The organism is Streptomyces oryzae (assembly GCF_017676365.1).
GTDB lineage: Bacteria > Actinomycetota > Actinomycetes > Streptomycetales > Streptomycetaceae > Streptomyces > Streptomyces oryzae.
The window spans coordinates 25214-50954 of record NZ_JADKMA010000016.1 but is presented as its reverse complement, the minus strand read 5'-3'; the positions used below and the strand labels follow the sequence as shown (position 1 = coordinate 50954).

At 70.9% G+C, this 25741-nt stretch carries 22 protein-coding genes and 3 pseudogenes; 14 read left to right on the top strand and 11 right to left on the bottom strand.

Annotated features, from left to right (window positions below):
- Positions 1 to 448: 448 nt before the first annotated feature.
- Positions 449 to 730, bottom strand: a pseudogene (locus ITI46_RS05420) (transposase family protein); the annotation flags it as partial.
- A gap of 72 nt (positions 731 to 802) precedes the next feature.
- Here ITI46_RS05420 and ITI46_RS05415 point away from each other — a divergent pair.
- Entirely contained in the window at positions 803 to 1144 is a 342-nt protein-coding gene (locus ITI46_RS05415; RefSeq protein WP_209238228.1) for a DUF6191 domain-containing protein, read from the top strand.
- Here the strand turns inward: ITI46_RS05415 and ITI46_RS05410 are convergent.
- The 3 genes and pseudogenes from ITI46_RS05410 to ITI46_RS05400 all read right to left on the bottom strand — a co-directional run bounded on the left by ITI46_RS05410 (position 1134) and on the right by ITI46_RS05400 (position 3783).
- A pseudogene (locus tag ITI46_RS05410) lies at positions 1134 to 1931 on the bottom strand (IS5 family transposase). The gene ITI46_RS05415 and the pseudogene ITI46_RS05410 sit on opposite strands and share 11 nt — an antisense overlap.
- Before the next feature lie 327 nt (positions 1932 to 2258).
- On the bottom strand, positions 2259 to 2729 hold the full coding sequence (locus ITI46_RS35990; protein WP_372451847.1) for a hypothetical protein: 471 nt from the start codon (positions 2727 to 2729) through the stop codon (positions 2259 to 2261).
- Positions 2730 to 3120: 391 nt separating this feature from the next.
- The gene (locus tag ITI46_RS05400) at positions 3121 to 3783 is read right to left on the bottom strand and encodes a TetR/AcrR family transcriptional regulator (protein ID WP_209238227.1); all 663 of its coding nucleotides are present in this window, start codon (positions 3781 to 3783) and stop codon (positions 3121 to 3123) included.
- 70 nt (positions 3784 to 3853) lie between these two features.
- Here ITI46_RS05400 and ITI46_RS05395 point away from each other — a divergent pair, with 70 nt between their 5' ends.
- Positions 3854 to 4597: an SDR family NAD(P)-dependent oxidoreductase gene (locus ITI46_RS05395; protein ID WP_209238226.1), complete on the top strand. Its 744-nt coding sequence runs from the start codon at positions 3854 to 3856 to the stop codon at positions 4595 to 4597.
- Between the two features lie 112 nt (positions 4598 to 4709).
- Here the strand turns inward: ITI46_RS05395 and ITI46_RS05390 are convergent.
- From ITI46_RS05390 to ITI46_RS35710, 3 genes and pseudogenes are all read right to left on the bottom strand, one after another.
- Positions 4710 to 5962 (bottom strand): annotated as a pseudogene (locus ITI46_RS05390) (IS256 family transposase).
- A gap of 505 nt (positions 5963 to 6467) precedes the next feature.
- A complete protein-coding gene (locus ITI46_RS05385; RefSeq protein WP_209238225.1) occupies positions 6468 to 6893 on the bottom strand; it encodes a YjdF family protein in 426 nt (141 codons plus the stop codon).
- 222 nt (positions 6894 to 7115) lie between these two features.
- The gene (locus ITI46_RS35710; RefSeq protein ID WP_209238224.1) at positions 7116 to 7544 is read right to left on the bottom strand and encodes an ester cyclase; all 429 of its coding nucleotides are present in this window, start codon (positions 7542 to 7544) and stop codon (positions 7116 to 7118) included.
- 292 nt (positions 7545 to 7836) lie between these two features.
- Between ITI46_RS35710 and ITI46_RS05375 the strand changes: the two genes are divergently transcribed.
- Genes ITI46_RS05375 through ITI46_RS05365 form a run of 3 tightly spaced genes read left to right on the top strand, consistent with a single transcriptional unit; the run spans position 7837 to position 10939 of the window.
- On the top strand, positions 7837 to 8919 hold the full coding sequence (locus ITI46_RS05375; protein WP_209238223.1) for a methyltransferase: 1083 nt from the start codon (positions 7837 to 7839) through the stop codon (positions 8917 to 8919).
- A gap of 5 nt (positions 8920 to 8924) precedes the next feature.
- Positions 8925 to 9707 carry a class I SAM-dependent methyltransferase gene (locus tag ITI46_RS05370; protein WP_209238222.1) on the top strand — a complete coding sequence of 261 codons (783 nt, stop codon included), beginning with the start codon at positions 8925 to 8927 and terminating at the stop codon, positions 9705 to 9707.
- A complete protein-coding gene (locus tag ITI46_RS05365) occupies positions 9704 to 10939 on the top strand; it encodes a cytochrome P450 (protein WP_209238221.1) in 1236 nt (411 codons plus the stop codon). Before ITI46_RS05370 ends, ITI46_RS05365 begins: the two co-directional genes overlap by 4 nt.
- 29 nt (positions 10940 to 10968) lie before the next feature.
- Here the strand turns inward: ITI46_RS05365 and ITI46_RS05360 are convergent, their stop codons facing one another.
- The 4 genes from ITI46_RS05360 to ITI46_RS05345 all read right to left on the bottom strand — a co-directional run bounded on the left by ITI46_RS05360 (position 10969) and on the right by ITI46_RS05345 (position 15820).
- Complete coding sequence (locus tag ITI46_RS05360; RefSeq protein WP_209238220.1) at positions 10969 to 12099, bottom strand: sensor histidine kinase; 1131 nt, start codon at positions 12097 to 12099, stop codon at positions 10969 to 10971.
- A gap of 307 nt (positions 12100 to 12406) precedes the next feature.
- Positions 12407 to 13075 carry a response regulator gene (locus tag ITI46_RS05355; protein ID WP_209238219.1) on the bottom strand — a complete coding sequence of 223 codons (669 nt, stop codon included), beginning with the start codon at positions 13073 to 13075 and terminating at the stop codon, positions 12407 to 12409.
- Positions 13076 to 13427: 352 nt separating this feature from the next.
- A complete protein-coding gene (locus ITI46_RS05350; RefSeq protein ID WP_209238218.1) occupies positions 13428 to 15188 on the bottom strand; it encodes an MFS transporter in 1761 nt (586 codons plus the stop codon).
- Positions 15185 to 15820, bottom strand: a complete 636-nt coding sequence (locus tag ITI46_RS05345; protein WP_209238217.1) for a TetR/AcrR family transcriptional regulator — start codon at positions 15818 to 15820, stop codon at positions 15185 to 15187. The genes ITI46_RS05350 and ITI46_RS05345 overlap by 4 nt, the downstream gene beginning before the upstream one ends.
- Before the next feature lie 300 nt (positions 15821 to 16120).
- Between ITI46_RS05345 and ITI46_RS05340 the strand changes: the two genes are divergently transcribed.
- From ITI46_RS05340 to ITI46_RS05300, 9 genes are all read left to right on the top strand, one after another.
- Positions 16121 to 17590 carry a salicylate synthase gene (locus ITI46_RS05340; protein WP_209238216.1) on the top strand — a complete coding sequence of 490 codons (1470 nt, stop codon included), beginning with the start codon at positions 16121 to 16123 and terminating at the stop codon, positions 17588 to 17590.
- Positions 17590 to 19758, top strand: coding sequence for an alpha/beta fold hydrolase (locus ITI46_RS05335; protein ID WP_209238215.1), 2169 nt, complete (start codon positions 17590 to 17592; stop codon positions 19756 to 19758). Before ITI46_RS05340 ends, ITI46_RS05335 begins: the two co-directional genes overlap by 1 nt.
- Entirely contained in the window at positions 19748 to 21517 is a 1770-nt protein-coding gene (locus tag ITI46_RS05330; protein ID WP_209238214.1) for an AMP-binding protein, read from the top strand. Before ITI46_RS05335 ends, ITI46_RS05330 begins: the two co-directional genes overlap by 11 nt.
- Before the next feature lie 10 nt (positions 21518 to 21527).
- A complete protein-coding gene (locus ITI46_RS05325; protein WP_209238213.1) occupies positions 21528 to 21989 on the top strand; it encodes an SRPBCC family protein in 462 nt (153 codons plus the stop codon).
- A complete protein-coding gene (locus ITI46_RS05320; protein WP_209238212.1) occupies positions 21982 to 22899 on the top strand; it encodes an MBL fold metallo-hydrolase in 918 nt (305 codons plus the stop codon). The genes ITI46_RS05325 and ITI46_RS05320 overlap by 8 nt, the downstream gene beginning before the upstream one ends.
- A 44-nt stretch (positions 22900 to 22943) precedes the next feature.
- A complete protein-coding gene (locus ITI46_RS35705) occupies positions 22944 to 24191 on the top strand; it encodes a beta-ketoacyl-[acyl-carrier-protein] synthase family protein (protein WP_209238211.1) in 1248 nt (415 codons plus the stop codon).
- Between the two features lie 74 nt (positions 24192 to 24265).
- The gene (locus ITI46_RS05310; RefSeq protein ID WP_209238210.1) at positions 24266 to 24508 is read left to right on the top strand and encodes an acyl carrier protein; all 243 of its coding nucleotides are present in this window, start codon (positions 24266 to 24268) and stop codon (positions 24506 to 24508) included.
- A gap of 55 nt (positions 24509 to 24563) precedes the next feature.
- Positions 24564 to 25133: a holo-ACP synthase gene (locus tag ITI46_RS05305; RefSeq protein ID WP_209238209.1), complete on the top strand. Its 570-nt coding sequence runs from the start codon at positions 24564 to 24566 to the stop codon at positions 25131 to 25133.
- Between the two features lie 59 nt (positions 25134 to 25192).
- Positions 25193 to 25663, top strand: coding sequence for an SRPBCC family protein (locus ITI46_RS05300; protein ID WP_209238208.1), 471 nt, complete (start codon positions 25193 to 25195; stop codon positions 25661 to 25663).
- The last annotated feature ends 78 nt before the right edge of the window (positions 25664 to 25741 follow it).

Below are 25741 nucleotides of genomic sequence, written 5' to 3'. Positions count from 1 at the left end.
CAGATCGCCGGGCCCCGCATCCCAGACGGCATCCGCCCCGGAAGCTGCGATGCTCATTGAGCACGACCCGATACGCGCCGTAACGCCGCGTCATTCGCCGGTGCCCTCGTCGTCCTCGTCGATTCGTCCTCGTCGAGGTGGGCGGTCGCCGGGTCACGCAATGGGCGCGGGCCCTCAGGTGCCGGGCAGGTCATTGAGGAGGTAGTGGGTTGTCCAGAGACGGCGGCATCGAGGACCAGGCCGAGCGCCCCGATCTTGGAATCTTCGCCCGTGACGCCCCTTGCGGCAACGACGCTACCGGACGAGGACGTGCGCCGGCTGCGCGGTCTCCGCCCGGACCTTGAAACCGCATGGCCGAACGTCCCCGCTCCCCCGGCCGTCGAGAAGCGCGTCGATGGCGCTCCGTCCCCGGTCGCCGGCCTCCGGCATGATCGAACGCATACGTGCCGCTACAGCGCGCGTGGTGGAAGATCCGCCAGGACTTCAGTCGGGCCCCGCCCCGCTCGACCGGTGCCCGTCCTGCCGAGAGCGCGCGATTGGCGGTGCGCCGGGTTGGTGACAGGTCGCGACCGGATGGGCGTCTGACCGGTGTGGTGACCCACCGTCCGGCGCCGAGGTGGGCGCGGTCGGCGAGGGTGCCGTCCAGCAGGATGAAGTCCGGGTCGGCTTCACGCAGGACTTCACCGAAGCCGACGGCGATCTGTGCGAGGATGTCATGCTTGCGCAGGTACGCCTAAGAGGTCAGCTCAATTGATGCTGGTCCATTTTGGAACCGTGTGCGGCGTTGGGGCGTTGAAACAGCATGATGATGGTGGGGCTGCTCGCCATGACGGTGTTAGTGCTTGTCCCCTTCACGCTGGCGTCGATCCGGCACGTACTGGTGCGAGTCGGCCATCCCAAGTGGCTGTGCCGCCTCCTGAGAGCCCGGACGCCCCAAAGCGGGGTAGGTGCTGGCGCCGCAGTCACTGATGAGCTGCATGCGTTCTTGAACGCCAACAAACGCGTGCAGCTCGAGCGCCGCCAGGAGGAACTTGTCCTGCGAGATGACACGCTCGACGGCGCTCCACCACAGATGGGTATCGACCTGGACGCAGGAACAGCAGTCGTCCGACGACGCCCCTTGAAAGACCGGCTCACTGGGTGAGCCTGCGGTAGCAGATCAAGGTGGCCGCGATCCCGGCGAAGGCTAGGAAGTTTTCAGCCTTGCGCTCGTAGCGGCGGTGCAGGCGCCGGCAGCCGGCCAGCCACGCCACCGTCCGTTCCACGGTCCCAGCGATGACGGCCCGGCCGCTGGGAGGACTCGATGCCCTTGCGGGCGATACGCGGCGTGATGTTCCGGGAACGGAGCCACCTGCGAAGGCGGTCATAGTCGTACCCCTTGTCGGCGTGGAGCTTGTCGGGCCGTCGTCGGCGCGATCCGCGTCGGGAGCGGATCGACGGAATACCCCGCAGCAAGGGTTCCAGCCCTTGGCTGTCATGGGTGTTCGCAGCAGAGATGCCAATGGAGAGAGGCAGACCGGTCCGCTCGCTGATCAAGTGGATCTTCGAGCCCTTCTTGCCGCGATCTACGGGATTCGGACCCGTCAGGTCCCCCCTTTCACCGCCCGCATGTTCACCGAGTCGATCGCGCACCGGGACCAGTCCAATTCTCCTCGGGCACCGAGTTCGTCCAGCACCAGGCGGTGGAGCTTCCCCCAGACCCGCGCCCGGCGCCACTCGGTGAAACGCCGGTGTGCGGTCTGCCCGGACGGGCCGAAGCCCGACGGCAGTTGGCGCCACGTACAGCCCGTCGTGGCCACGAACAAAATGGCCGCCAGCACCTGTCGGTCCCCATACCTGCGTCGGCCTCCGCCTTGCGGCCGTACCGGAGGGGCGGGTACCACCCGTTGGAACAACTCCCACAATCCGTCCGGCACCAGAGGCTCCGCCATCGCCATCACGACCGTCACCCTAGTGATCAAGCCAGTTGAGACGATCTCTAAGGCAACCAGCACGTGAGGCAGGTCGAGTGCGGCTCCTGTGCCGCGGGTTGAGACTTCGAAGACCTCCCCCAATGACACACGAGCCTCGTGCGTCGCGAGCCCGCTGCCGGTGTGCCAAGGCTCGGTAGTTGTCACCGGCATAGCCGGTGACGTGGTGATGGGGACTGGTCGAAGCAGTCCGGCTGGCATCAGTGAGAGGCAGACGGCTTGTCACACCCTGGACGCGGCGGCACTTCTGGCCATCGGCTGCGGAGGGTGTGTGACAGGAGCGATGGCTCATTGGATCAAGTCAGTGTGTGGATGCTCGGGAGAGGTCGGACAAACGTAGATCTGCATCTTGTCGGTGCTGCCGACTTCGACCTTGGCCGGCTGCGAGGGGCTCTGGCCACAGCAATGGCCGACGATGTTGGCGGCGTTGGCGGCATCCTGGTCTTCATAAGGTGCCCAGCTGTGTCCCTCGCCGCCGTCCCATTCGAAGGAGGCGATGGTCAGCAGCGGGACCATCTGCGCATCACAAACAGAGCGGTATCGGGGGTTGGGGTCGGTGCGGGTGGGGTCGGTGCGGCCCCATGAAGGCCGGCCGCCGACCTTCCATCCGGGCGCGTCTGCCAGATGGATGCCATAGAAGTCCTGCGGACAGTCCGCGTAGGAGCTGTCCACGTTGGCGCCGGCTGTCTGCCATCTGAGCAGATCGGCCTGTCCGGGCGGCCACAGCAGGGGTATGTCGCGTAGATACAGCTGGGCCACGGGCAGCATGGGGACCGGGCAGTCCGCGGGCAGCGGAGGGCCCGCGTCAAGTCGTTCCGCAAGCATCGCGGCATTCCACTTCTTGATCGTCTCCTCCTCGGGCGTTGTCCCAGGACCACCGTGATCACCGTGCCAGCGGGCCCGCATGCGCCTCATGAGTCGCACTTGGGCCGGCGACTGGCGGACCCCACTGTCACGGTGCAGGTGCGAAGCTTCGCAATGCGGCCACGGCTCCTCAGCCGGCCGCAGCAACGGCCCCCCGACCGAGCTCTCCCCGACCGAAGGCGACCCGGGACGAGGGTGCAGCCGGATCGCAGGACGCGCCAACGGCGCCAGCTCAGGAAAGACCGCGGTCACGTCGAGGCATAGTCAAGACGTGTGGATCGCGATCTCAGGTGGTGTGAGCGTCTTCTCCCTGGTTTGCAGTTGACTGAGGGCTTTCCGTGCGGCCGTGCTGCTCGCCCGGTTGTAGTGATCGCCAGGCGGCACCGGGGAGCGTGGCGCGCATCCAGGCTGGGTCCATCTCAGCGCCGGTCAAGTAGTGCCGGCAGGCGTCGTGGGCTGCTCCCAGCAGTATCGAGTTGAGGTGTCCCGGTGGCCACGCCGGCAGCTCGCCGGCTTGTGAGAGTGCCCGCAGGCGGGCAAAGATCGGCTCCTGGAGTCCGGCCTTGGCCTCGAGGATCTTGCGATGCTGCTCCCCGCTTAGCTCCAGGGCCATCGCCTGATACATGAACCGGGCCTCGTCGGGGTGCCCGAGAGCCCACTCGAGAAACGAATCGACCAGGGTCCGCACCGTCTCCTCGGCGGTGCTTGCGCCACGGATGCGTTCTTGCATGTGTTCGGTGACTCGCTCGAAGGTCCTCAGCAAGAGGGCTGCGGTCAGGTCGCCGATGTCGCGGAAGTGGTGGTAGACGCTCGAGGGACTCGCGCCCGCACGTCTGCGGATCTGCTCGATGCCGACACCGAGAATGCCGCCTTCGGCGAACACGTCCAGGGCCGCATCGAGCAGCGACTCGCGTCGCCGCCGTCCGTCCGCTCGCCGAGGCATGGGCATAACTGGAACCCTACTCCACTTCTGCTGCTAGCCTCCTACTTGGAAGAATCATCCAAGTAGGAGGTGTGGGATGCCTGCCAACAAGACCCTTGCCCTCGTCACTGGAGGGGCGCGGGGGATCGGGCTGGAAGTCGTCAACGGCCTGGCCGACCTGGGGATGCACGTACTGCTCGGGGCCCGAAACCCCGACAGCACGGACGAGACCCTCCGTTCGTTGCGTGCTCGAGGTGCGGAAGTCGTGCCCGTGAGACTCGACGTCGACGACGCCGCCTCGATCGCCACTGCTGCCGAGTGGGTGGACCACGAGTACGGGCGTCTGGATGTCCTGGTGAATAACGCCGGCATCGCCGGCGACCAGTCGGCCCAGGTCGCCGGCCACGTCGACCTGGACGTGGTCCGTGCGGTCTTCACAACCAACGTGTTCGGGGTGATCGCAGTGACCGAGGCGATGATCCCGCTACTTCGCCGCTCGGCACGCGGCCGCATCGTGAACGTGTCCTCCAGCGTCGGATCGCTGACCCGGATGAGCGACCCCGGCCACTACTTCGCCGACATGCCCGGGCTCCTGGCCTACCCCACCTCCAAGACCGCTTTGAATCAGGTGACCCTGCAGTACGCGAAGGCACTCCGTGGCGATGGGATCCTCGTCAACGCCGCTGATCCGGGCCCCTGTCGAACCGACTTCACCCGGGGTATCCCCGGTGTCGAGCGGACCGCGGCCGACGGCGCCCGGGTCATCTGCGAGCTGGCCACCCTCGGCGACAGCGCCGAGTCGGGCTCTTACCGTCGCGACACCGGACCGGTCCCATGGTGACCGAGGCGCCCCACCTCAAGCGTGTGGCACACAGGCCGTGAGCCGGCCGTGCGATGCCCCCTGCACCCAGTCCCAGGATGCGGTGGCCTTCCCACGAGTCAGCGGCTTGTGATCATGCAGCGGGGGTCTCCGGGCGCTTGACGAGAACGCCGTTGTCGAACCTGGCTCCGGCTCGCACCAGCGCCACCAAGTGCGCTCCGGTGACCGCCCGCCACCGCTCCTGGGCGGACTCGATGAGCTTGAACGCCATCGCCAGCGCCGCAACCGGGCTGCCCGCGCCGCGGGTGACGCGGGTCCGGAGCCTCACCGTCGAGAAGGTGGATTCGATGGGGCTGGTCGTCCTGAGGCGGACCCAGTGCTCTGCCGGGAAGTCGTAGAAGGCCAGCAGTTCTTCGGCGTCATCGACGATCTTCGCGACCGCCTTCGGCCACTTCGCCCCGTAGGTCTTGGCGAATGCCTCGATCGCCTTCTCGGCGTGCGCGCGGTCTTCGGCGTTGTAGATCTCCTGCATCGCCCGCGTCGCGCCGGACTGCGCAGATTTCGGAAGCGCGTTCGTAACGTTTCGGGCCTTGTGCACCCAGCAGCCCTGGTGCCGGGCGGTGGAGAAGACCTCCGCCAGCGCCCGCCACAGCCCCATCGCCCCGTCACCGACGACCAGCTCGGGATCGCGCATGCGCCGGCGGCGGCAGTCGCGCAGCACATCGGCCCACGACTCCGACGACTCCCGCAGCCCCTCGTCGATGGCGATCAGCTCCTTGGAGCCGTCGACGCGCACGCCGATGAGCACCAGCAGACAGGCGTGGGCGGAGCCGAGGCGGACCTAGGGGTGCACCCCGTCGGCCCACATATACACGTAGTCGCGCTCGGACAGATCCCGGCGGCAGAAGGCGGCGTGGTCGTCACTCCACTGTTTGGTCAGCCGGGTGACGGTGGCCGGCGAGAGCCGGCGGCCGAGCCCAGGAACTGCTCCAGGGCGGGCACGAAGTCGCCGGACGACAGGCCGTGCAGGTACAACGCGGGCAGCACCTCGGCGATCTTCGGGGACTTCCGGCACCACGGCGGCAGGATCTTGGAGCTGAACCGCTTGCGCTCCCCACTGACCTCATCCACCCGCTTGTCGTTCACCCGCGGAGCGGTGACCTCGACCGGCCCGGCGCCGGTGGCCACCGTCCGCGGCCGGTGGTAGCCGTTGCGCACCACCAGACGGCGGCCGGCCTCGTCGGTCTCGCCGGCGAGCTCGGCTATGTACTGATCGACCTCGGCCTCCAAGGCGGGCGCCAGCATCCGCCGGTCACCCTCGCGGACGATCTCGTCGATGAGCGAACCCTCGGGCGTGGTGCCGTCGTCGTTGACTACGCTGAGCACGGGCGTACTTTCCCGACCCTGCGCAGCCACGCGGGCCTACTCGATGACCTTCACAGGTCGATGACCTTCACAGGATCACTCGGGAAGGTACGCCCTTCGCGTCCAACCCGAGGCCGATCCACAGGTCTTGAGCATGGCTCGGTCACGTCCACGAGCCGCGGCGGAGTAGTGCGCACGAAAACCGTGCAGGTGATCCTGCCACCAGACGCTGACACCCCCTGGCCGCCTCAACCAGCTTCGGTGGCATCGGTGTTCAGCTGGTCAAGTCCAACGCATGCAGCCTCGGCCACCGCGACAGCAAGCCTGCCCATGTGGCAACCAGCGTGCGTCCCAGCCGTCACTCGATCAGTGGCCGCTCTGAAAAAGCTCAGCGTTTCCGCCGTCGGAACCCGGGAACCACCGGGAGTCGAGCGCTGAGCGCGCTGCCACCGATCGGGGCTGCACAATGCTCGGGGGCTGCACTAAAGCAACCCACGTTCGGCGAACTCCCGGAAGCGGCCGGCGGCTAGCGGCCGCGGTGCCGCTGTTTCGCCTTCGCCCGCGCCTGCGCCCGCCGGTGCGCGTCCTCCGCCGCGCGGCGCCGTTTCGCCGCGGCGCGGCTCTCGGCCTTGGACTCCTCGAAACCGCGCGTCAGCGCCTCCTGAGCGGCGGTGCTCAGCGGGCGTTTGGACTGCTCCCTGGCCGCGGCGCGGGCCAGCCGCTTGGGGTTGGTGACGCGGGGGCGCTCCGTGGCGTCGGGTGGTACGACGGGTGAGGAGAGCGCTTGTTCCAGCAGTCCGCCGAAGTCGCGGGCGGCGAAGTCGAGCAGCTCGGGATTGGTCGGCTCGGCGCCGAAGACATGGCGTGCTGCGCGGACCCCGTCCGGCTCGGTGACCTCCAGGACACCGACCCAGAAAGGATCCTCGAAGAACACGGTGAACGTGCTCGGCATAGCGTCCTCCCATGGTTGTGGTGCGCCCCCGCGCCGCGAGGCGCGGGGAGGAAGCACGACGAGCCGGACACCCTGGGAGGGAGGTTACTGACCGTCAGCCGTTGGCCTGCTGCGCGGCGCCCGGACTACCAACCGGACCGTGTTTTCGCCCGCCGTGTCGATTCCCGGCTCCCAGTTTATCGTCCGGCCCGGTGCCCTGGTAAGCCCGTTCCCGTGCCGCGGTCAGCCGACTTGTTCCAGCATCGACAGCCGGTCGAAGAGGGCGCTCCACTCGCGGATCCTGCCGTTCTCGACGCGCACCTTGTCCACGGCACGCCACCGCAACTGCCGTCCGGTCGGCTCGATCCGCCCGCCCTGCGGGTGGACCAGAGTGCCCTGGTGGGTGCCGGAGAAGAGCACCTCGACACAGACGGCCGTTCCGTCCGCGGACTCCACGACATCCAGCACCTCCCGGCGCAGGTCCGGATAGGCGGCACGGTGGCGCCCCAAAACGCCTGTCGCGTACTCCCTCCCCTTTCCTTCCGCGCTGGAGGTACGGAAGAGAGCGTCGTCGGCGAAGAGGTGGTCGAGGTCCTCCAGGGAACCGGATTCCACGGCATTCCACACCGCGTCCCACAGGTTTTTGGCGGTGGTCGCATTCACAGTCGTCACAGAAGGCTCCTTGCGCCGGTTTCCGCTACGGAAATCGAGTACGGGTTTCGGAATGCAGGTTCCGAGTGCAGGTTTCGAGTACGGGAATCGAGCAAACCTCGGCGGATGTTCCCTGGCCAGGTCGTATGGCCGTACCGCGCTGCGGGAATGCCGCAGCGCCGGGCGGGAAGCCCGTACACCGCCGGTGCTCCTTCCGCGCGGCGGCCGCCGGCGCCTTGACCGCTCCCGGCAGCCCTCAAGAGAGTTTCCGTGACCGACGTGCCATTCCGCCGCGACATCCACGGAGAAGACCTTGAGTGAAATCAGCCGGGAAACCTCGGAAATCCCGACCCTGGACCCGACCACGGAAAACTCGGTTTCGGCGGACCGCAGCGCGGACGCTCTTCCGCTCATCGAGATGGCCATGGCCTTCTACCGCTCCCGGGTACTGATGAGCGCCCTGGAGCTGGATCTCTTCTCCGTGCTCGCCGCCGAAGGGCCGGCCGACCGCACGGCCATCGAGCGCGAGGCCGGCCTGCACAGCCGGGTGTCCGGCGACTTTCTCGACGCGCTGGTCGCACTCGGGCTGCTGGAGCGCAGCGCGGACGGGTATGCGAACAGCGCGCTCGCCGACCGCTTTCTGGTGCGCGGCCGCGGCCGCTTTGTGGGCGGCTTCGCCGCGATGGGCGGGGCCTCGCTGTATCCGCTGTGGATGAAGCTCACCGATCTGCTGCGTACCGGCGAGCCGCAGATCCCGCCGGGCGGCAACTTCTTCGAGGGCCTGTACCAGCGCCCGGAGGCCGCACGAAAGTTCATGGATGCCATGGACACCTTCAACGACGAGATTGCCGAGACCCTCTCCTCGGCGGTCGACTGGAGCGGCTACCGCAAGCTGGTCGACGTCGGCGGCGCCCGCGGCGATCTGTCGGTGCGGCTGACCGAGCAGCACCCCGGACTGACCGCCGTCTGCTTGGATCTGCCGCAGATCGAGCCGCTGTTCACCGAGCGGGTCGAGAAGAGTGACGTCGCGGGCCGGGTCACCCTGCGCGGTGGCGACTTCGTCACCGACGCCCTGCCGGACGCCGATGTCTACGTCTTCGGGCACATCCTGCACGGCCGGAACCTCGAGCAGCGCCAGGACCTCGCCAACCGTGCCTTCGCCGGTCTGCGGCCGGGCGGCACGCTGTTCGTCTTCGACCGCATGATCGACGACGCGCGGTGCGAGAAGCCGCTGAGCCTGCTGGGCAGCCTCGGTATGGCCCTGGTGTCCCCGATCGGCAGCGAGTACACCGTCGCCGACTGCCGCTCCTGGCTGGAGAAGGCCGGCTTCGAGACCGTCACCGAGCGCCCGCTGGCGGCCACGGACACGCTGGTCGTCGCGCGCAAGCCGGCGTGAGCGCCGTGTCCGCACGCCGCGACGATGCGTCCGCGAGCCGCGAGGGCCGGTCGTCCGTGTGCGAGGACGAGCAGCAGGCGCTCCTCGGTCAGGAGGTGTACTCGGACCGGGTGCTGCGGATCTACGATCCGCTCGTGCTGCTGGCCACCAACAGCCTGGTCTGGCGCTGCCCGCGGCGCGAGATGCTCGGCCTCTACCGGCGGCATGTGACAGGCCGCCACCTGGAGGTGGGGGTCGGCACCGGGTACTTCCTGGACCGGTGCCGCTTTCCCGGCCCGGCCGCACCGCGGCTGACCCTGCTCGATCTGAACCCCAACACCCTCGAGTACGCCTCGCGCCGGCTGGCACGGCTGGAGCCCGAGGCACGGCGTGCCAATGTGCTGGAACCGCTGCCGGTGCCGGAGCGCACCTACGACTCGGCGGGGCTGAACATGGTCCTGCACTGTCTGCCGGGCAGCAGTCTGAGGGAGAAGGGGCCGGCGCTGGCGAACGTGGCCCGCGCGGTGCGCCCCGGCGGCACCGTCTTCGGCAGCACCATCCTGGCGCACGGTGTGCGACAGAGCCGGGCAGCGCGTGCTGTGCTCCGTAATCACAACGCGCGCGGCATCCTGCAGAACACCGGCGACAGCCTGGAGGACCTGCAGGCGGAGCTGGAGCGGAACTTCGACCAGGTCACCGTCCGCACCCGGGGCAGCTTCGCCCTGTTCACGGCGATGGCCGGTGAGGCGGCAGAGTCCGGCGAAGCCGCAGTGCCAGGCGAGGCTTCGCGGGAGAAAGGAGCGGAATGACGGACTCCTGCCCGTACTCCGGGGCAGAGAGCGCCCCCGCCTATCCCTTCCGCGCCGCCGACCGCCTCGAACCGGACCCGGAGTTCGCCACGCTGCGGGCCGGCGAGCCCGTCTCCCGGGTGACGCTGCCGTTCGGCGGCGAGGCGTGGCTGGTGACGCGCCACGCGGAGGTCAGAACGGTGCTGGCCGACCCGAGGTTCAGCAGGGCGGCGGCCTGTGCCCCGGGCGCGGCGCGGTTCGAGCCCGTACCGCCGCCTCTGGTGGGGATCTTCGTCTCCGACCCGCCGGAGCACAGCAGACTGCGCCGGCTGGTCGCCCAGGCGTTCACCGCCCGGCGGGCCGAGCAACTGCGGCCCCAGGTGCGCCGGCACGTGCGGGTGCTGCTGGAGCGGATGAGCACCGAGCACGCCCCGGGCGGCCCCGCCGACCTGGTGCACCACTTCGCGCTGCCGCTGCCGGTGACTGTCATCTGCGAACTGCTCGGCATCCCGGATGAGGACCGCGGCCGGTTCCGCACCTGGTGCGATGCGCTGCTGTCCACCACGGCCCTCACCCGGGAGGAGATCGGCGCCGCGCGCGAGGCGCTGTCCCGGTTCCTGGCCGGGCAGGCCGCGCAGCGCCGCGAGCAGCCGGGCGACGATCTGCTCACCGCCCTGGTACGGGCACGGGACGAGGGCGACCGGCTCAGCGAGCAGGAGTTGGTGGTCTTCACGGGAGGGCTTCTGGTGGCCGGCTACGAGACGACGGCGGGCCAGCTGGCCAACTTCGGCTACGCGCTGCTGCGGCAGCCCCGACTGTGGCAGGAGCTGCGCGAGGACCCCGAGCGCGTCCCGGCCGCCGTCGAGGAGCTGCTGCGTTACGTGCCATCGCTGGTGACCGGCGGCTTCACCAGGGTGGCGAAAGAGGACGTGGAGCTGGGCGGCACCCTGGTGCGCAAGGGCGAGACGGTCGTCCCGGTGCTCGGCTCCGCCAACTGGGACGAGGAGGTCTTCGCCGACCCCCACGTGCTCTCCTTCGACCGCTCCTTCCCCCGGGGCAGTCCGCACCTGGCCTTCGGGCACGGACCGCACCGGTGTGTCGGCGCCCAGCTCGCCCGGGTGGAGTTCCAGGAGGGGCTGCGCGGACTGCTCGACGTCCTGCCCGGGCTGTGCCTGGACAAGCCTGTCGGGGAGGAGGCGTGGAAGACGGGAATGGTCGTCCGGGGGCTGCGGGAGCTGTGGGTGCGCTGGTAGCTCCCTGACTCACGCCCCTGCGCCCTGCTTCACCACCTTTGCTGCACCGTCGGCGCCGGTGGCGAGGCCGGAGCAGTTACCGATGACGACGGCGATGAAGGCGCCGACGCTGCCTGGCCGGCCGGGCGCTGTCCGCCCGGCCGGGCAGGCAGCAGGAACCGTACGGTGGTGCCGTGCCGGCTGCCGGGTGGCGTGCCCGTCTCGTCGGCGCCCGTGCGGGCGGTGAGTGCGGCGTCGGCGGTACGGGAGCGGACGGTGATGCTGCCTTCGCACTGCATGACCCGCTCCCGCATCCCCGACAGACCGATGCCCTGCTGCGGCGGTGCGTCGGTGTCGAAACCCTCGCCGTCGTCCTGGACCTCGGCCAGCAGGCAGTAGCGGTGGAGCCGGAGCCGGACACAGGCGCGGCCGGCACCGCTGTGCCGCACCGTGTTGTTCAGCGCTTCCTGGATCACCCGGTAGGCGGTGAGCTCGGCGACCGGCGCCGCACGCGTGTCATGTGCTCCGGCGACCACCACCGTGACCGGCCGGCCCCAGCTGCGGCTGACCTGGTCCGCGAGGTGCTCGACCGCCGCGGCCAGGCCCTCCTTGTCCAGCCGGCTGGGCATCAGATCGTGGCTGAGGTCCCGGAGGGTGTGGATCTGCTCGTCGAGCGACTGCGCCGCCAGCGACGACGCCTCCCGCAGCTTGCTCTCGTCCCGGGACCTGAGCGCGTTGCGCAGGCCCATGTGCGCGGCGACGAGTGTCTGGAGCGTTCCGTCGTGGAGATGCCTGGCAATGCCGGCGCGGGCGTGCTCGACGCCCTGGGTGTGCGCCGCGTGCCAGACCTGGCCGATTCTCCCGTGCCGGTAGAGGGTGCCGGCCACGAACGACACCCCGATGCACAGCAGCAGGGACAGATGACCGCGGGCCGAGAAGAGCGCTTCGGGCTTCGTCAGCAGCCCGACGCTGGCGGCGCCCACGGCGATCACGGTGTCGAAGAGGCGCTGGGCGATGCCGGTGCGCAGCGGTCCGAACAGCGTGGCGATGCCGATGAAGGCGCTGATGAACAGCCATGAGTACAGCCAGGGCGAGATCAGGTCCTGGGCAAGGAGTAATGTTCCGCAGCCGACCACGATTGCGGCAAGAACTACGCGTACGACGCGGCCGGGTGTAGCCATTGTTCCGTTCCCCCCGATTGATCCCCGCTTGTTCCTCGTTCGGCCCCGAAGGGGCTCCGCTTGGGCCCGATCGAGCTCGGCTCGGGCTCCGCTCGGGCTCCGCTCGAGCCAGCTCGATTCTGCGTCTCCGCCTGGTTCACCTGATTCCGGCCGATCCGCCGAATTCCCTGGACTTTTCGCCCGTATTCCGGCCGCCGTCCGCCCCCGCCATCCGTCGCCCGTCGCCCGTCGCCCGTCGCCCGTCGCCCGTCGCCCGTCGCCCGTCGCCCGTCGCCCGTCGCCCGTCGCCCGTCGCCCGTCGCCGGAGTCAGTTCAGCAGGTGATGGTTCCTGGCGTATTCGCTGAGTTCGGCGCGGGTGTGCAGGTCGAGCTTCCGGCGGAGGGAAGCGCGCAGGGACTCCACTGTGCGCAGGCTGACGTAGAGCCGGCGGGCGATCTCCTGGTTGGTGTAGCCCGCGGCGATGTCCGCGAGCACCTCGCGTTCGCGGGGCGTGAGGCGGCCCTGGTCCTGGGTGCCGGCCGGGGCCGAGAAGCCCGCGCTGACCGTCGCGTCCAGATAGATGCCCCCGGCGCGCAGCGCCCTGGTGGCCGAGGCCAGTTCCTCGGAGGTGGCCTCCTTGCACACGTACCCCTTGGCGCCGGCACCGAGCGCCTCGTGCGCATACGCCGGGTCGTTGTGCATGGTGAGCACCAGGACCTTGGTCCGTGGTGACTCCGCGAGCAGCTGCGGAATTTTGGGAATGACCCACTCTTCCCGCAGATTCAGGTCGAGAATGAGAATGTCCGGACGGTGGACGCGGACGCAGTTGAGCGTTTCCGGGTAATTCCCGGATTCCGCGACGACGTTGAACTCTGAATCATCCAGCAGGAGCCGGACGCCCTGCCGGAACAAGCGGTGGTCGTCAGCGATGACGATGTCGCAGCACTGCGTGCCGATAACGCTTGCACTTGTCGTACTTGTAGTAAGAACGCTCATGTGCCTTTATCCCCCGTGCACCTGATCGCGTTTGATCCCCAGTGCTTCGATGGTGGCACAGCGCTGCAGGGATGTCACGCTCGGCCCGGCGCCGGCGGGAGCGTCACCCCGGCGCGGACGCAACGGCCCTGCGCAGCCCGCGAATTCGACAGAAGCCGTCCGGAAACCTCACCGAAACCCGCAGTCACTTCGCAGGAACCTCGGGCCGGAACAGGGTCGTTGCGGATCGTTGCAGTGTGAAGCTGTGACAGGACCGTTGCATCTGGCCGGAGTTGTGCCGTCCGGTACCGGTAATGTCGCCGGGCGGCTACGGGGGAGCTAATTTGTGCGCCGGTGCATTCAGCGGGCTGTTCTATTCCGTGCGCCGGGCGCGCGGGAGCAGCAGCGCGAGGAGCGCCGCGACGAGATAGACGCCCACCTCGATCAGCAGCGTCCCGCGCAGCCCGCGCCCATAGGCGTCCGAGAGGGCCCGCGGTGCCACGTGGCCGGTCAGTTCCGCGCGGACCTTGTCGGCGTTGCCGGCTCCCCCGGCGTGCCCGGCGCTCCCACCGTGCCCGCCGGATGCGGCGCCGCCGCCTCTCGCCTTCTGCTGCTGCGCCGACCGGCAGCTCTCCGGCCGCGTATGCGAGTCGGCCGCGGTGAGGCGGTCATGGAAGCAGGTGCGGAAGCCCTCGGAGAGCTGGTCGACGGCGCGGTCGGGCAGCCCCTGCGCGGTGAGTGCGGGCCGCGCCTGGCGTAGCGCTGCGTCGGCCGCTGGCAGTGCGCCGTTGCCGACGAGGGTGAAGAACGCCATGCCGATCAGCGCGACTCCGAAGGCCCCGCCGACCTGCTGCGAGGTGGCCAGCGCGCCCGAGGCCGAACCCGCGTCCCGGCCGTGGATGCCCGCCAGTACCCGGTCGACCGCCACCGGTGCGAACAGCCCGAGCCCGAACCCGATCACCAGCAGCATCGGGGCGTAGCTCCAGGCGTGCAGCTCGGCCCCGGCGCGGTCCACCTGCCAGGCCAGCGCGCCCATGCCGAAGGCCATCACCAGGCTCGGCACGCACAGCGCAAAGCGGCCCAGCCGGTCCGAGACCTTCTCCGAGAGTGCCGAGGCGACCACGGTGCCCAGGGCGAAGGGGAGCGTGGCCACCCCGGCGGTCAGCGCACTGGCGCCGTATCCGATCTGCAGATACAGCGTGAACACCAGTGCGTACACCGGCAGTCCGGCGAAGAAGACGATGATGACGAGCAGCCCGACCGTGAAAGCGCGGTCCCGGAAGAGGCCGAGCTGGAGCAGCGGCAGCTTCCCGGCGCGCTCGGCGCTGTGCTGGCGCAGCACGAAGGCGGCCAGCAGCGCGCAGCCCGCGGCCGCCATCCACAGCAGCCAGCCGGGCCAGCCCAGTTCGCGCCCCCGTACCAGCGGGAAGAGCAGCAGGAACATTCCGGTCACGACCAGTGGCGCCGAAGAGATGTCCATCCGCCGGGTGCGTGGCGGCCTGCGGTTGTCCAGGAGCAGCAGTGCCCCGGTGACGGCCGCCAGCCCGATCGGCACATTGACGTAGAAGATGGCACGCCAGCCGAGACCGGCGACGTCCCAGCTGATGAACAGCCCGCCGATGAGCGGCCCGAGAATGGTCGCGAGGCCCAGCGAGGCCGCGACCATCCCGAACGCCTGCCGCCGCTTCTCCTCCGGGATGCGCAGCTGCACAACCGAGTACGCCTGCGGATACATCAGCCCGCTGGCGAGCCCCTGGACGATACGGAAGGCGACCAGCGCGCCGGGTGAGGTGGCCGCACCGCACGCCGCGCTGGCAGCGGTGAACAGGACCATGCCCAGCAGGAAGATGCGCCGGCTGCCGATGAGGTCACCGAGCCGCCCGGAGACGATCAGCACGCAGGCGAAGGCCAGTTGATAGCCGGCGACGACCAGCTGAGTGCTGGAGGTGGAGGCTTTCAGGTCGCTCTGGAGCGCGGGGACGGCGACGTTGATGATGCTGACGTCGACCATCTGCACCACCGCGGCGACCAGGACGACGCAGACGACGAGATAGGGGTGCCGGTCCCCGCGTCGGGTGGCGGCTGACAGGTGCGGTGCGGTCCCGGGCTCGTCCCGTTCCGCGACGGTGGTCATGAGGTCCCCTCTGTGGACTGAGCGGTGTGCTGGGCTGCGTGCTGGGGCGGGGAGGCGCCGAGCGCCGGGAGGACGAGACCGCCGACGATCCGGTCGACGAAGGCCGCGTCGAGCGGCTCGTCCGGCTGGTAGAGGGCTCGCTGGAGCAGCAGCGCCGGTGCCGCCTCGATCAGCAGGGCGATGTCGGGCCCCTGGGCGAACTCGCCCCTGCCGAGCGCGCGTTCGTAGATGCTCCGGGCAGCGGCGCGGCGCCCCTCCAGAAAGACCTGGTCGAAGGTGGCAGCCAGGTCGCGGCGGGTGACGACGGCGGCCATGATCGCGGCGATCCGGGGCCGGTGCTCGGCCATGGCGCGGGCGCTGTGCAGCAGCATCTCGCGCAGGTCGGAGGCGAGGCTGCCGGTGTCGGGCACCGGCACGGCGTCGCGGGTGACGTGGAGCAGCGCGGCGCACAGCAGGTCCTCCTTGGAGGGCCAGCGCCGGTAGACGGTCGCCTTGCTGGCGTGGGCGCGCTGGGCCACCGCCGCGATGGTCAGCCCGTCGTAACCGACCTCGTCCAGCAGTTCGATCACGGCGTCCAGCAGGGCTTCCTCGCGGGCCGCGTCGCGTGGCCGGCCGACTGCTCCCGGGGTCATGGCTCCTCCTTCCGTCGCGCCGCTGCTGCCGTGGTGGTCACCGCGGCACCGATTCCAGCGATTACGGTACCTGAGGTTTCGAAACTAACGGTACCTTAATTCCTCGCCCACCGCCGCGCAAACCGACCCGCACGGGAATCCGCGAGCATCCACTGCGGCAGATCCGCACCGCCCATGCGGGACCGCCTCTGACGCCTGCGGTCTTCGCAGGTACCCGCGCCGCGGGCAGTCCTCGAGCCTTGAGTGCAGATCAGTCAGCCATCAGGCAGTGCAGAACGTCCCGAGCGAGGAGAACCCGACATGCCGCAACGGCGCCGATATCTGGAGCGCGAGCTGTCCCTCTCCCTACCGCCTCTGCGCAGTGCGACGCGGCTGGTGGAGTCGCTGTGGCCGGAGGGTGGCCATGTCGTCTTCGAGCGGAACGGCCGGTACTCGGTCTGCGGCGACCTCCTCGGTGAGGTCCGGCTGCAGGGCGGCCGTGTGCGGGCCTGGTACGACGGCGCCCTCGTCGCCGACGAGGAGGCGGTCGACCCGCTGCGGCAGCTCGACGCCTGTCTGCGGGCGTTTCCCGTCCGGTCCTGGCGTGCGTACGGCTGGGCGGCCTTCGAACTCGGCTGTGCGCTGGCGGGACTTCCCGTCGGCGACGAGCCGCTGGCGCACCTGGCCGTACCGGCGACCGAGGTGGTGCTGGAGGAGGGGCGTGCCCGGGTGCGCGCGCTGTCCCAGCAGTCGCTCGACACCGTCTGCGCGCTGCTCGCCGAGTGGGCCGCCGAGCGCCCCGGAGGCCCGGCACCTGCACCGGCACCGGCACCGGCGGCAGCGGCGGAGGTCGATCCGGCGCCGGCCGGCATATCCGTGCCGCAGGGCCTGGACGCACCCGGCGACCCGCACTCGCAGACCTACCGTGCTGCCGTACGGCTGGCCGTCGACGACATCCGGGCCGGACTGCTGCAGAAGGTCATCCTCTCCCGCACGGTGCCCGTCGACTTCCCCGTCGACCTGGCCGCCACCTACGCCCGCGGCAGGGTGCACAACACCCCGGCCCGCTCCTTCCTCCTCGACCTGGGCGGTGTCGCCGCCACAGGCTTCAGCCCGGAGACGGTCCTGGAGGTCGAGGGCTCCCGGGTGACGACGCAGCCGCTGGCCGGCACCCGGCGCCGCTCACCCGACCGCGAGGAGACACTGCGGCTGCGCGAGGAGCTGTACGCCTCCGAGAAGGAGATCTACGAGCACGCCATCTCCGTGAAGACCTCCGTGGACGAGCTGGACACCGTCTGCAGGCCCGGCTCCGTCCACGTCACCGACTACATGTCCGTACGCGAGCGGGGCAGCGTCCAGCACCTCGCCTCCAGCGTCAGCGGCGAACTGGCCCCGGGCCGCACGGCCTGGCAGGCGCTGGCAGCCGCCTTCCCAGCCGTCACCGCCTCCGGAGTCCCCAAGCGCGCCGCCTACGACTGCATGCGGCGCCTGGAGACCGGGCGGCGCGGACTGTACGGGGGCGCCGTACTGACCGTCGACAGCGAGGGCGAGATGGACGCGGCACTGGTGCTGCGCTCCGTCTACCGCTCCGCGGGCCGCTGCTGGCTGCGTGCCGGCGCGGGAATCGTCGCGGGCTCCACGCCGGAGAGGGAGTACGAGGAGACCTGCGAGAAGCTGGAATCCATCGCCCGCCATCTGGTTCCCGGCCCAGCCCCTGCGCAGCGGGACGACAGGGCCGAGCGCCCGGTCCCGGTGCGCGCCGGCCACCTCGCGAAGGCGGGTGGTGCGTGATGCGCAGGGTCGCCGTCACCGGTATCGGAATTCTCGCGCCCAGCGGATCGAGCCCGGAGGAGTTCTGGCGCAACAACGCGGCCGGCCGCTCCTGGCTGAAGCACGAGCCGCTGCTGGAGGCGCTCGGCCTCAAGAGCCGTGCGGTGGCGCCGATCGAGGACTTCGACCTGCGCCGCCACCACACACCGCAGGACGCCGCCGAACTCTCCGGTCTCAGCCGCTTCGTGCAGCTGACCGTCACGGCCGGACTGCTGGCCTGCCAGGACGCACGCCTTCAGGAGGGCGGTTTCGCACCCGAGCGGGCCGGCACGGTGCTGTCCTCGGCCATCGGCGGCACCCCCGAGTTCCAGGTGGCCTACGAGGAGCAGAGCGACAACGGCACAAGGCCGCTGCGTGCCTTCCCCGAGGAACACCGCTTCTACGACGCGGTGTTCCTCAACTACCCGCCGAGCTGGCTCGCCCGCCGCTTCGGGCTGCGCGGCCCCAGCGGAACGCTGACCACCGGCTGCACCGCGGGGCTCGACGCGCTCGGGCTGGCTTTCGAGCAGATCAGGCAGGGCGAACTCGACATCGTGGTGGCGGGCGCCGGCGAGGCGCCGCTGTCCGGGCTGGCCTACTCCACGCTGGACGTGATCGGCTCGCTGTCCGTCGCCGAGGGCCCGCCCGAGACGGCCTCCCGCCCGTTCGACGCCACACGCGCCGGGTTCGTCCTGGGCGAGGGCGCGGCATCGCTCGTGCTGGAGGACTACGGCCACGCGGTGGCGCGCGGCGCCCGTATCCACGCCGAGGTGCTGGGCTTCGCCAGCTCCAACAACGCCTACCACATGAGCGACCTGGCGGCGGACGGCGAGTCGATGACCGTCGTCATCGAAGGGGCCCTGCGGGACGCCGGGATCGAGGGCTCGGAGATCGACTACGTCAATGCACACGGCAGCTCCACACCGCAGAACGACGTGTTCGAAACCCAGGCGCTCAAGCGCGCACTCGGAGAGGACCACGCCCGGCGCACCCCGGTCAGCTCCACCAAGTCCATGATCGGCCACTCGCTCTCCTCCGCGAGCATGGTCGGCGCCATCGCCGCCATGGGCGCCCTGCGCCACAGCGTCGTACCGCCCACCGTGCACTACGAGAGCCCCGACCCCGACTGCGACCTCGACTACGTGCCGGGCCGGGCCCGCGTGCACGACACCCGCACCGCACTGGTCAGCGCCAGCGGCTTCGGCGGCATCCACTCCTGCGCCGTACTGCGCCGCGTGGGCGAACCGGACCGCGGCTGGTGGCGCAGCCTGGGGAAGGGCACGGTGGACGTCCCGGCCGGGAGCGAGGACTCGCCGGGTACGGATACGCCGGGCACGGCTGTGCCGGACACGGATACGGCGGGCGGCGCCCGCGTCCTCCGTGGAGGCGGCGGTGGGGATGCCGGACCTGTCACGCTCTTCCTGCACGGATTCGGCGGCACCGCAGCCCACTGGGAGCCCGTGCTGCGCCGTCTCGGGCCCGGGGTCCGGGGCCTGGCTGTCGACCTGCCGGGACACGGCGACAACTCGCTGCCCGTGGACACGCCACGCGAACTCGTGCACAGCTACCTGCTCGACGTCGTGGAACGGGCCACCGGCGCACGCGAGTTCGCCCTGGCCGGCCACTCGCTCGGCGGGCTGCTCGCCCTCGACCTGGCCGCCGCGCACCCCGGCCGGGTACGCCAGGTGGCAGTCGTCGGATCGGCCGCACGGGTACGGCTGCACCCCACCCTCGCAGCACAGGTGACCGAGGGCGCGGTCGACGAGACGTTCCTGGCCGGTGCCCTGCGCCACCCCGACCCGCAGGCAGCCGCACGGCGCCTGCTGGTGGACGGCTTCCGCAAGCTCCGGCTGCCGCGCGCCGACGCCGAGGTGTGGGGCGTTCGGAACCTCGACCTCACCGAGCGGCTGGCGGGGCTGCCGGTGCCGGTGCTCTCCGTCATCGCCGCCTGCGACCGGGTGGTCTCCCCGCGCCGCAGCCGCGCCCTCGCCCAACTCCCGCCCCACGCGGCGTCGGTCGTCCTTCCGGACGCGGACCACTACGCCCTGCTCGAGAACCCGGCGCGCGTGCACGCGGCACTCGCCCAGCGGCTCCGCCCGATTCCCGCCGGCACCCGCGCACCCCATGTGGAGGCCGCCCATGCGAGCTGAAGCCGTGCCTGAGCACCTGGAGCGCGCATACACCGACCGCGGCTACTGGCGCGACGACCTGCTGGACGACATCGCCCTCCGGCACGCCTCCCTGACCCCCGGACGGGCCGCGCTGATCGGCCCGTCCCGCACGCTGACCTACGGGCAGCTCGCAGCCGAGACGGACACCGCGGCGGCGGCCTTCACCGCCGCGGGCCTGCGCCCGCGCGACGCGGTCGTGGTGCGGCTGCCCAACACGGTCGAGGTCGTCGTCGCCCTACTCGGCCTCCTGCGGGCCGGTGTGGTCCCGGTGCTGGTGCCACCGGCCGTGGGAGAGGACGAGCTGCGGCACGTGGCGGCCGGGACCGAGGCCCGCGGGGCGCTCCTCGTCGACCAGTTGAACGGCCGCAGCGCCCGGACGTTCACCGAGCTGCGGGACGAGAAGCTGGGCGCGGACAGTGCGTTCTTCGGGGCGTTCCTCACCGCGGCCACCGGCGGCCGCACGGCGAACGGCTCCGGCCGTGCCGGTGCGCTGCCCGAGGGCGCGTACGACCTCTCCGGGCTGCTCGCGGGGGAGGCAGCCCCTGTGCAGGCCGTCCCTGCCCGGACCTGGTGCAGCGCGGACCTGGCCTTCTGTCTGCTCTCGGGCGGATCGACGGGGCCGCCCAAGGTGATCCCGCGTACCCACCGGGACTACGTGCACAACGTGGAGATCAGCGCACGCCTGGCCGGCCTCGGCCCGCACACCCGCTACCTGGCGGCGCTCCCCGTCACCCACAACTTCACGCTCGGCTGCCCCGGTGTCCTGGGGACCCTGGCGTCCGGCGGCACGGTCGTGCTGGGCGAGGCGGCGCCGAGCGCGGTGGCGGCGGCCGTGGCCTCCCAGCAGGTCACCGTCACGGCGCTGGTGCCCGGACTCGCCAAGTCCCTCACCGCGAGGGACGGCGCCGGCTCCTCCTCCCTGGAGGTGCTCCAAGTCGGGGGCGCCAAGCTGCACGAGGCGGATGCCAGGCGGCTGATCGACCGGCTGGGCTGCCACGTCCAGCAGGTGTTCGGCATGGCTGAGGGGCTGCTGAACTTCACCCGGCTCGACGACCCCGACGACGTGGTGGCCGCCACCCAGGGCCGCCCCGCCTCACCCGGCGACGAGTGGCGGACCGTCGGTCCTGACGGCCGGCCTGTTCCTGCCGAGGAGGGCGGTGAGCTCCAAGTACGCGGCCCGTACACGATCCGCGGCTATCTGGCGGAGCCCGAGGTCAACGCGGCGGCCTTCACCGAGGACGGCTGGTTCCGCACCGGCGACATCGTCCGGCTGCACCCCTCGGGCAACTTCGTGGTGACGGGGCGGCGCAAGGACTTCATCAACCGGGGCGGGGAGAAGATCGCCGCCGCCGAGATCGAGGGCCGGCTGGCCGCCCACCCGGCGGTCGCCGACTGTGCTGCCGTCCCGGCCCCGCACGACTTCCTGGGCGAGACCGTCTGCGTCTTCGTCGTACCGGCCGCCGGAGCGGATCCGGAGGGCGTCACCCTCCATGAACTGCGCCGCCATCTGCGGGGGTTGGGGCTGCCGGCGTACGGGCTGCCCGAGCTGCTCCGGGTGGTGGACGCGCTGCCGCAGACCGCCGTCGGCAAGCCGGACCGCGCCGCACTGACCCGGCTCGCCGCCGAGCCGCCCTCCGACCCGATGGTCACGACGGCACCAGGGACACCGGCGGCACCAGCGGCCCCTGCGAACCCGGGCGCCCCGATCGCCCTGCCCGGCCTGACGAGCAACTCCTGAGGAGCACACCATGGCCAAGCACACCGACAACGAGATCACCATCGATGCGCCGCTCCCCGAGGTGTGGCGGACCGCGAACGACGTACGCAGCTGGCCGGAGCTCTTCGACAGCGAGTACGCCGAGGCCGAGATCCTCGAGGAGGCGCCGGACCGTGTCGTCTTCCGGCTCACGACCGTTCCCGACGCCCAGGGTGTCCGGCGCAGCTGGGTCTCGGAGCGGCTGATGGACGCCGAGCGGCGCACCGTCCATGCGCGGCGGCTGGAGACGGGCCCGTTCCTGTACATGCACATCTTCCAGTCGTTCGAGGAGACCGAGGGCGGTGGCACCCGGCTGCGCTGGGTGCAGGACTTCGAGGTGCTGCCCGAGGCGCCGTTCACCGACGCGCAGATGGCCGAGCGCATCAACACCAACTCCCGGCACCAGCTCGCCCGGCACAAGGCAGTCATCGAGGCGGCCGTCGCCCATGCCTGAGGGAGCCACAGAGCGCATCACAGCGGGAGACCCGGCGGCGCGGCGGGCGGGCGAGGGACGCGCGGCCGTGTGCGAGGTCGCCGACGGCGTCTTCACCATGCTGAACGGCGACGGCACCTGGGGCCTGTCCAACTCGACGGTGCTGGCCCAGGGCGGTACGGCAGTCGTCGTCGACACGATGCTCGTCCCCGACATGGCACACGCCGTGACCGAGCAGCTGGCAGCCCGCGGGCTCACGCCCGGACTGGTGCTCAACACCCACCACCATCTCGACCACGTGGGCGGCAACAGCGCCTTCCCCGACGTGCCGGTCATGGCGCTGCCCGCGACCGCCGAGATCGTCGGAAAGATGTCCGCCGACCTCAGCTGGCTGCCCGGCCTCTTCCCCGAGCACGGCGACCGGCTCCTGGCGGCCGGGCTGCGCGTCCCGCAGCCGCTGCGCGGCGACCCCGGGGAGCTGATACTGCCCCGTTCGGCACGTCCGCTGGCGTTCGCGCACGCGCACAGCCCGGCCGATCTCGCCGTCTGGGTGCCGCAGTCGCGGGTGCTGATCGCGGGCGATCTGTGCTTCAACGGCGTCGTTCCGCTGGCCCGGCACGGCCGGATCGCCGGCTGGGCCGAGGCGCTGGACGAGCTGCTGGCCCTCGGCCCCGGAACGGTCGTACCCGGACACGGCCCGCCAACCACCGCCGCGACGCTGCGCACGCTGCGGGACTACTTCGCGCACGTGAGCGACGTTGCCGAACGCGCCGTCGCGGCAGGAGCGTCGCCCGAGGACGCCTGGCACGAGACGGACCCCGGCGAGCTCGCCGAGTGGCACGAGCCCGACCGCACCCTGGTGAACCTCCGCGTGGCCATGGCCGAGGCCGCGGGCACCCCGCTGCCGCTCGGGCCGCCGCAGCGCCGGTGACCGCGCCCACCGGACCCACCGACCAGCACACGAGGAGCGACCACGTGCCCACGTCCACCGCAATCGACAGCAACCGCGACCGGCCCAGGCGTGCGGTCGTCACCGGGATCGGGGTCGTCAACCCCCTGGGCCGGGACGCCGAGACGTTCTGGAAGGCCGTGCAGGGCAGGGAGAGCGCCGTGGGCCCGGTCACCCGGTGCGAGGCGTCGGGTCTGCCCGTGCGGCTCGCGGCCGAGATCGACGGCTTCCGCCCCACCAACCACAACATCCCCCGCCGACTCGCCGTCAAGAGCGATGTGTTCGCGCACTACGCCATGGCCGCGGCGGACGAAGCGCTGCACGACGCCGGCCTCGACCTCGAACGGCACGACCGGTTCCGTACGGGCATCTGCTTCGGCAACAACAGCGGCGGCTGGGACCTGTGCGAGCGGGGCTTCCGCGAGTACTACGAGCAGAGCCCGGCCATGATCAACCCCTGGCAGGCCACCGCCTGGTTCCCGACCGCGGCCCAGGGCTTCGTCAGCATCCGCTACGGCATCCGCGGCTACAGCAAGAGCGTGGCCTGCGACCGCGCCAGCGGTGGCGCCGCGCTGCGCTATGCGCTGCGCAGTATCCAGTGGGGGCACAACGACATCGTGCTCGCGGGCGGCGCGGAAGCCCCCGTCACCCGGCTCGGCCTCGCCGCCCATGTGACGACCGGCGAGCTGACCCGCAGCCAGGATCCGGAAACCGCCTACGCCCCTTTCTCCGCCGGCCGGGACGGGCTGGTGCTGGGCGAGGGCGGCACCGTGCTCGTGATGGAGGAGTACGAGCACGCACGGCAGCGCGGCGCCCGCATCCTCGGTGAACTGCTCGCCGTCGAGCAGCGCACCGCCGCACCCGACGACCACACGGGCCTCTCCGACGCCATGACAGCGGCCCTCACCGCAGCCGGCCGCCACCCCGGCGAGACGGATGTCGTCTTCGCGGAGGGCAGCGGCTCGGTCCCGGGCGACGCCACCGAAGCCGAGGCCCTGCGCACGGTGTTCGGCACCCTCCGGATACCCGTCACCGTCCCCAAGTCCGGCTACGGCCACCAGTACGGGGCGAATGTGGCCACCGAGGTGGCCTGCGCCCTGCTGGCCGCGCGGGACGCCACCCTGCCCCCCACGCCCGGGACCGAGGAAGCGGACCCCGCGCTCGGCGTCGACCTGGTGACCAGCGCCCGCTCCGCACGGGTCGGTCTCGCCCTCGTCAACGGCCGCTCCCGCGAGGGCACCAACGTCGCCGCCCTCGTGGGCGCCGCGGACTGAAGCCGGCCCGGCCGGCAGCGCACCGCACTGCACCGCACACCGACCGACAACCACCCGCAAAGGAGAAACCGCACATGGCAACTGACGCACTCGACACCGTACGCAAGGCCCTTGCCACCCTCGGCATCCCCGAGCAGACCGTCGTCGCGACGGCGAAGCTGCGCGGCGACCTGGAGCTGGACTCGACCGAACTCGTCGAGGTCTCGCTGGAGATCCAGCGCAGCACCGGTAAGGAAGTCAAGCTGGAGCTGGCCGATGACCTCACCGTCTCCGATGTGTGCGAACTGGTCGACAAGGCGCAGCCCGCTGCCGCCTGACCGGGCTGCCGCCGGTACCGGCGCCGTTCAGCTGCCCGGCCGACAGCCGGGGCAATTGCCTGGCCAACTGCTGGGCATCGGCCTCGACATCGCCGACCTGCGGCGGATGGCCCGGCTGCTCGCCCGCTTCGGCGACCGCGAGCTCCGCAGCGTCTTCACCCGGCGCGAACTGGCCGCGGTACGCAGCGCCGACGACCCGGCGCTGCGGCTGGGCATCAGCTTCGGCGCCAAGGAAGCCTGCGGCAAGGCGCTGGGTACCGGGCTGGCGGGCGTGGCATGGACGGACATCGAAGCCGAGCCCGAAGAAGCCGAGCCCGAACCCGGATCCGAAGCCCAGCCCGAACCCGGTCCCGGCCCCGGACCTGGCCCCGGCCCCGGCGGGACCGCCGGGTTGCACGTCGAGCTGACGGGCGCGGCAGCCCGCCGGGCCCGCACCCTCGGCATGTGCGGCTGGCAGGGCTGCTGGCGGGCGGCGGCGGACGGTGGCCGGGTCCTCGTCGTCCTGGCCGCCGGGGCCGCCGTCCCCTTCGGCACGGCGGCGGACCGTGATCTCGGAGTCCGCGCGCTGCTGGAGCGGGAGCTGAGCCGGCAAGAGCTGTGCCGGCGCGGAGCCGAACCCTCATGAGCACAACCCGAGTACCACCCGTATCCCGTACTGCTGGAACACCCGGAAGGAACCACGGCATGGCCGGCCACATCGACACGCACGTCCTCATCGGGGCACCGCTGGAGCTGACCTGGCGGCTCGCCAACACCCAGGAGAACGACCGCAGGCATTCCCCGGACGGCAAGGGCCATGAGCTGGTGGCCGAGGACCCGGCACGCAACGCGCGCACCCTGCGGATCGTCACACCGCCCGACGCGGGGGGCCGCGAGTGGTCCTACTTCGTCGAGCGGATCCTCGACCCGGAACGGCACACCGCCTACGCCCGCCGCTGGGGCAACCCCCACTTCCGCTACTCCGTCGCCCTGTGGGTCTACCGCGAGGAGCCGGGCGGCCGCTCCTCCATCCGCTCCGTCCAGGACTTCGAGATGACCGACGACGCGCCGGTGGACGACGACGGCATGGCCGAAATCATCCTCGGCGGCACGCGGCGTGCCCTCCAGCACACCAAGGAGTTCGTGGAAGCCGAAGCGGCGGCCGCCACCGTGTGAACTTTTCGCGGACAGGGTGCGGCGGGGCGGTCAGAGGGTGCGGAGGACCTTGGTGGCGCGGCGCTCGTCCATGGCCTT

Excerpts from the sequence above, each read along its gene's own strand:
- ITI46_RS05415 (WP_209238228.1), top strand. The coding sequence starts at position 803 with ATGATGATGGTGGGGCTGCTCGCCATGACGGTGTTAGTGCTTGTCCCC.
- ITI46_RS05400 (WP_209238227.1), bottom strand. The coding sequence starts at position 3,783 with ATGCCCATGCCTCGGCGAGCGGACGGACGGCGGCGACGCGAGTCGCTG.
- ITI46_RS05395 (WP_209238226.1), top strand. The coding sequence starts at position 3,854 with ATGCCTGCCAACAAGACCCTTGCCCTCGTCACTGGAGGGGCGCGGGGG.
- ITI46_RS05385 (WP_209238225.1), bottom strand. The coding sequence starts at position 6,893 with ATGCCGAGCACGTTCACCGTGTTCTTCGAGGATCCTTTCTGGGTCGGT.
- ITI46_RS05365 (WP_209238221.1), top strand. The coding sequence starts at position 9,704 with ATGACGGACTCCTGCCCGTACTCCGGGGCAGAGAGCGCCCCCGCCTAT.
- ITI46_RS05360 (WP_209238220.1), bottom strand. The coding sequence starts at position 12,099 with ATGGCTACACCCGGCCGCGTCGTACGCGTAGTTCTTGCCGCAATCGTG.
- ITI46_RS05355 (WP_209238219.1), bottom strand. The coding sequence starts at position 13,075 with ATGAGCGTTCTTACTACAAGTACGACAAGTGCAAGCGTTATCGGCACG.
- ITI46_RS05350 (WP_209238218.1), bottom strand. The coding sequence starts at position 15,188 with ATGACCACCGTCGCGGAACGGGACGAGCCCGGGACCGCACCGCACCTG.
- ITI46_RS05345 (WP_209238217.1), bottom strand. The coding sequence starts at position 15,820 with ATGACCCCGGGAGCAGTCGGCCGGCCACGCGACGCGGCCCGCGAGGAA.
- ITI46_RS05340 (WP_209238216.1), top strand. The coding sequence starts at position 16,121 with ATGCCGCAACGGCGCCGATATCTGGAGCGCGAGCTGTCCCTCTCCCTA.
- ITI46_RS05335 (WP_209238215.1), top strand. The coding sequence starts at position 17,590 with ATGCGCAGGGTCGCCGTCACCGGTATCGGAATTCTCGCGCCCAGCGGA.
- ITI46_RS05330 (WP_209238214.1), top strand. The coding sequence starts at position 19,748 with ATGCGAGCTGAAGCCGTGCCTGAGCACCTGGAGCGCGCATACACCGAC.
- ITI46_RS05325 (WP_209238213.1), top strand. The coding sequence starts at position 21,528 with ATGGCCAAGCACACCGACAACGAGATCACCATCGATGCGCCGCTCCCC.
- ITI46_RS05320 (WP_209238212.1), top strand. The coding sequence starts at position 21,982 with ATGCCTGAGGGAGCCACAGAGCGCATCACAGCGGGAGACCCGGCGGCG.
- ITI46_RS05310 (WP_209238210.1), top strand. The coding sequence starts at position 24,266 with ATGGCAACTGACGCACTCGACACCGTACGCAAGGCCCTTGCCACCCTC.
- ITI46_RS05300 (WP_209238208.1), top strand. The coding sequence starts at position 25,193 with ATGGCCGGCCACATCGACACGCACGTCCTCATCGGGGCACCGCTGGAG.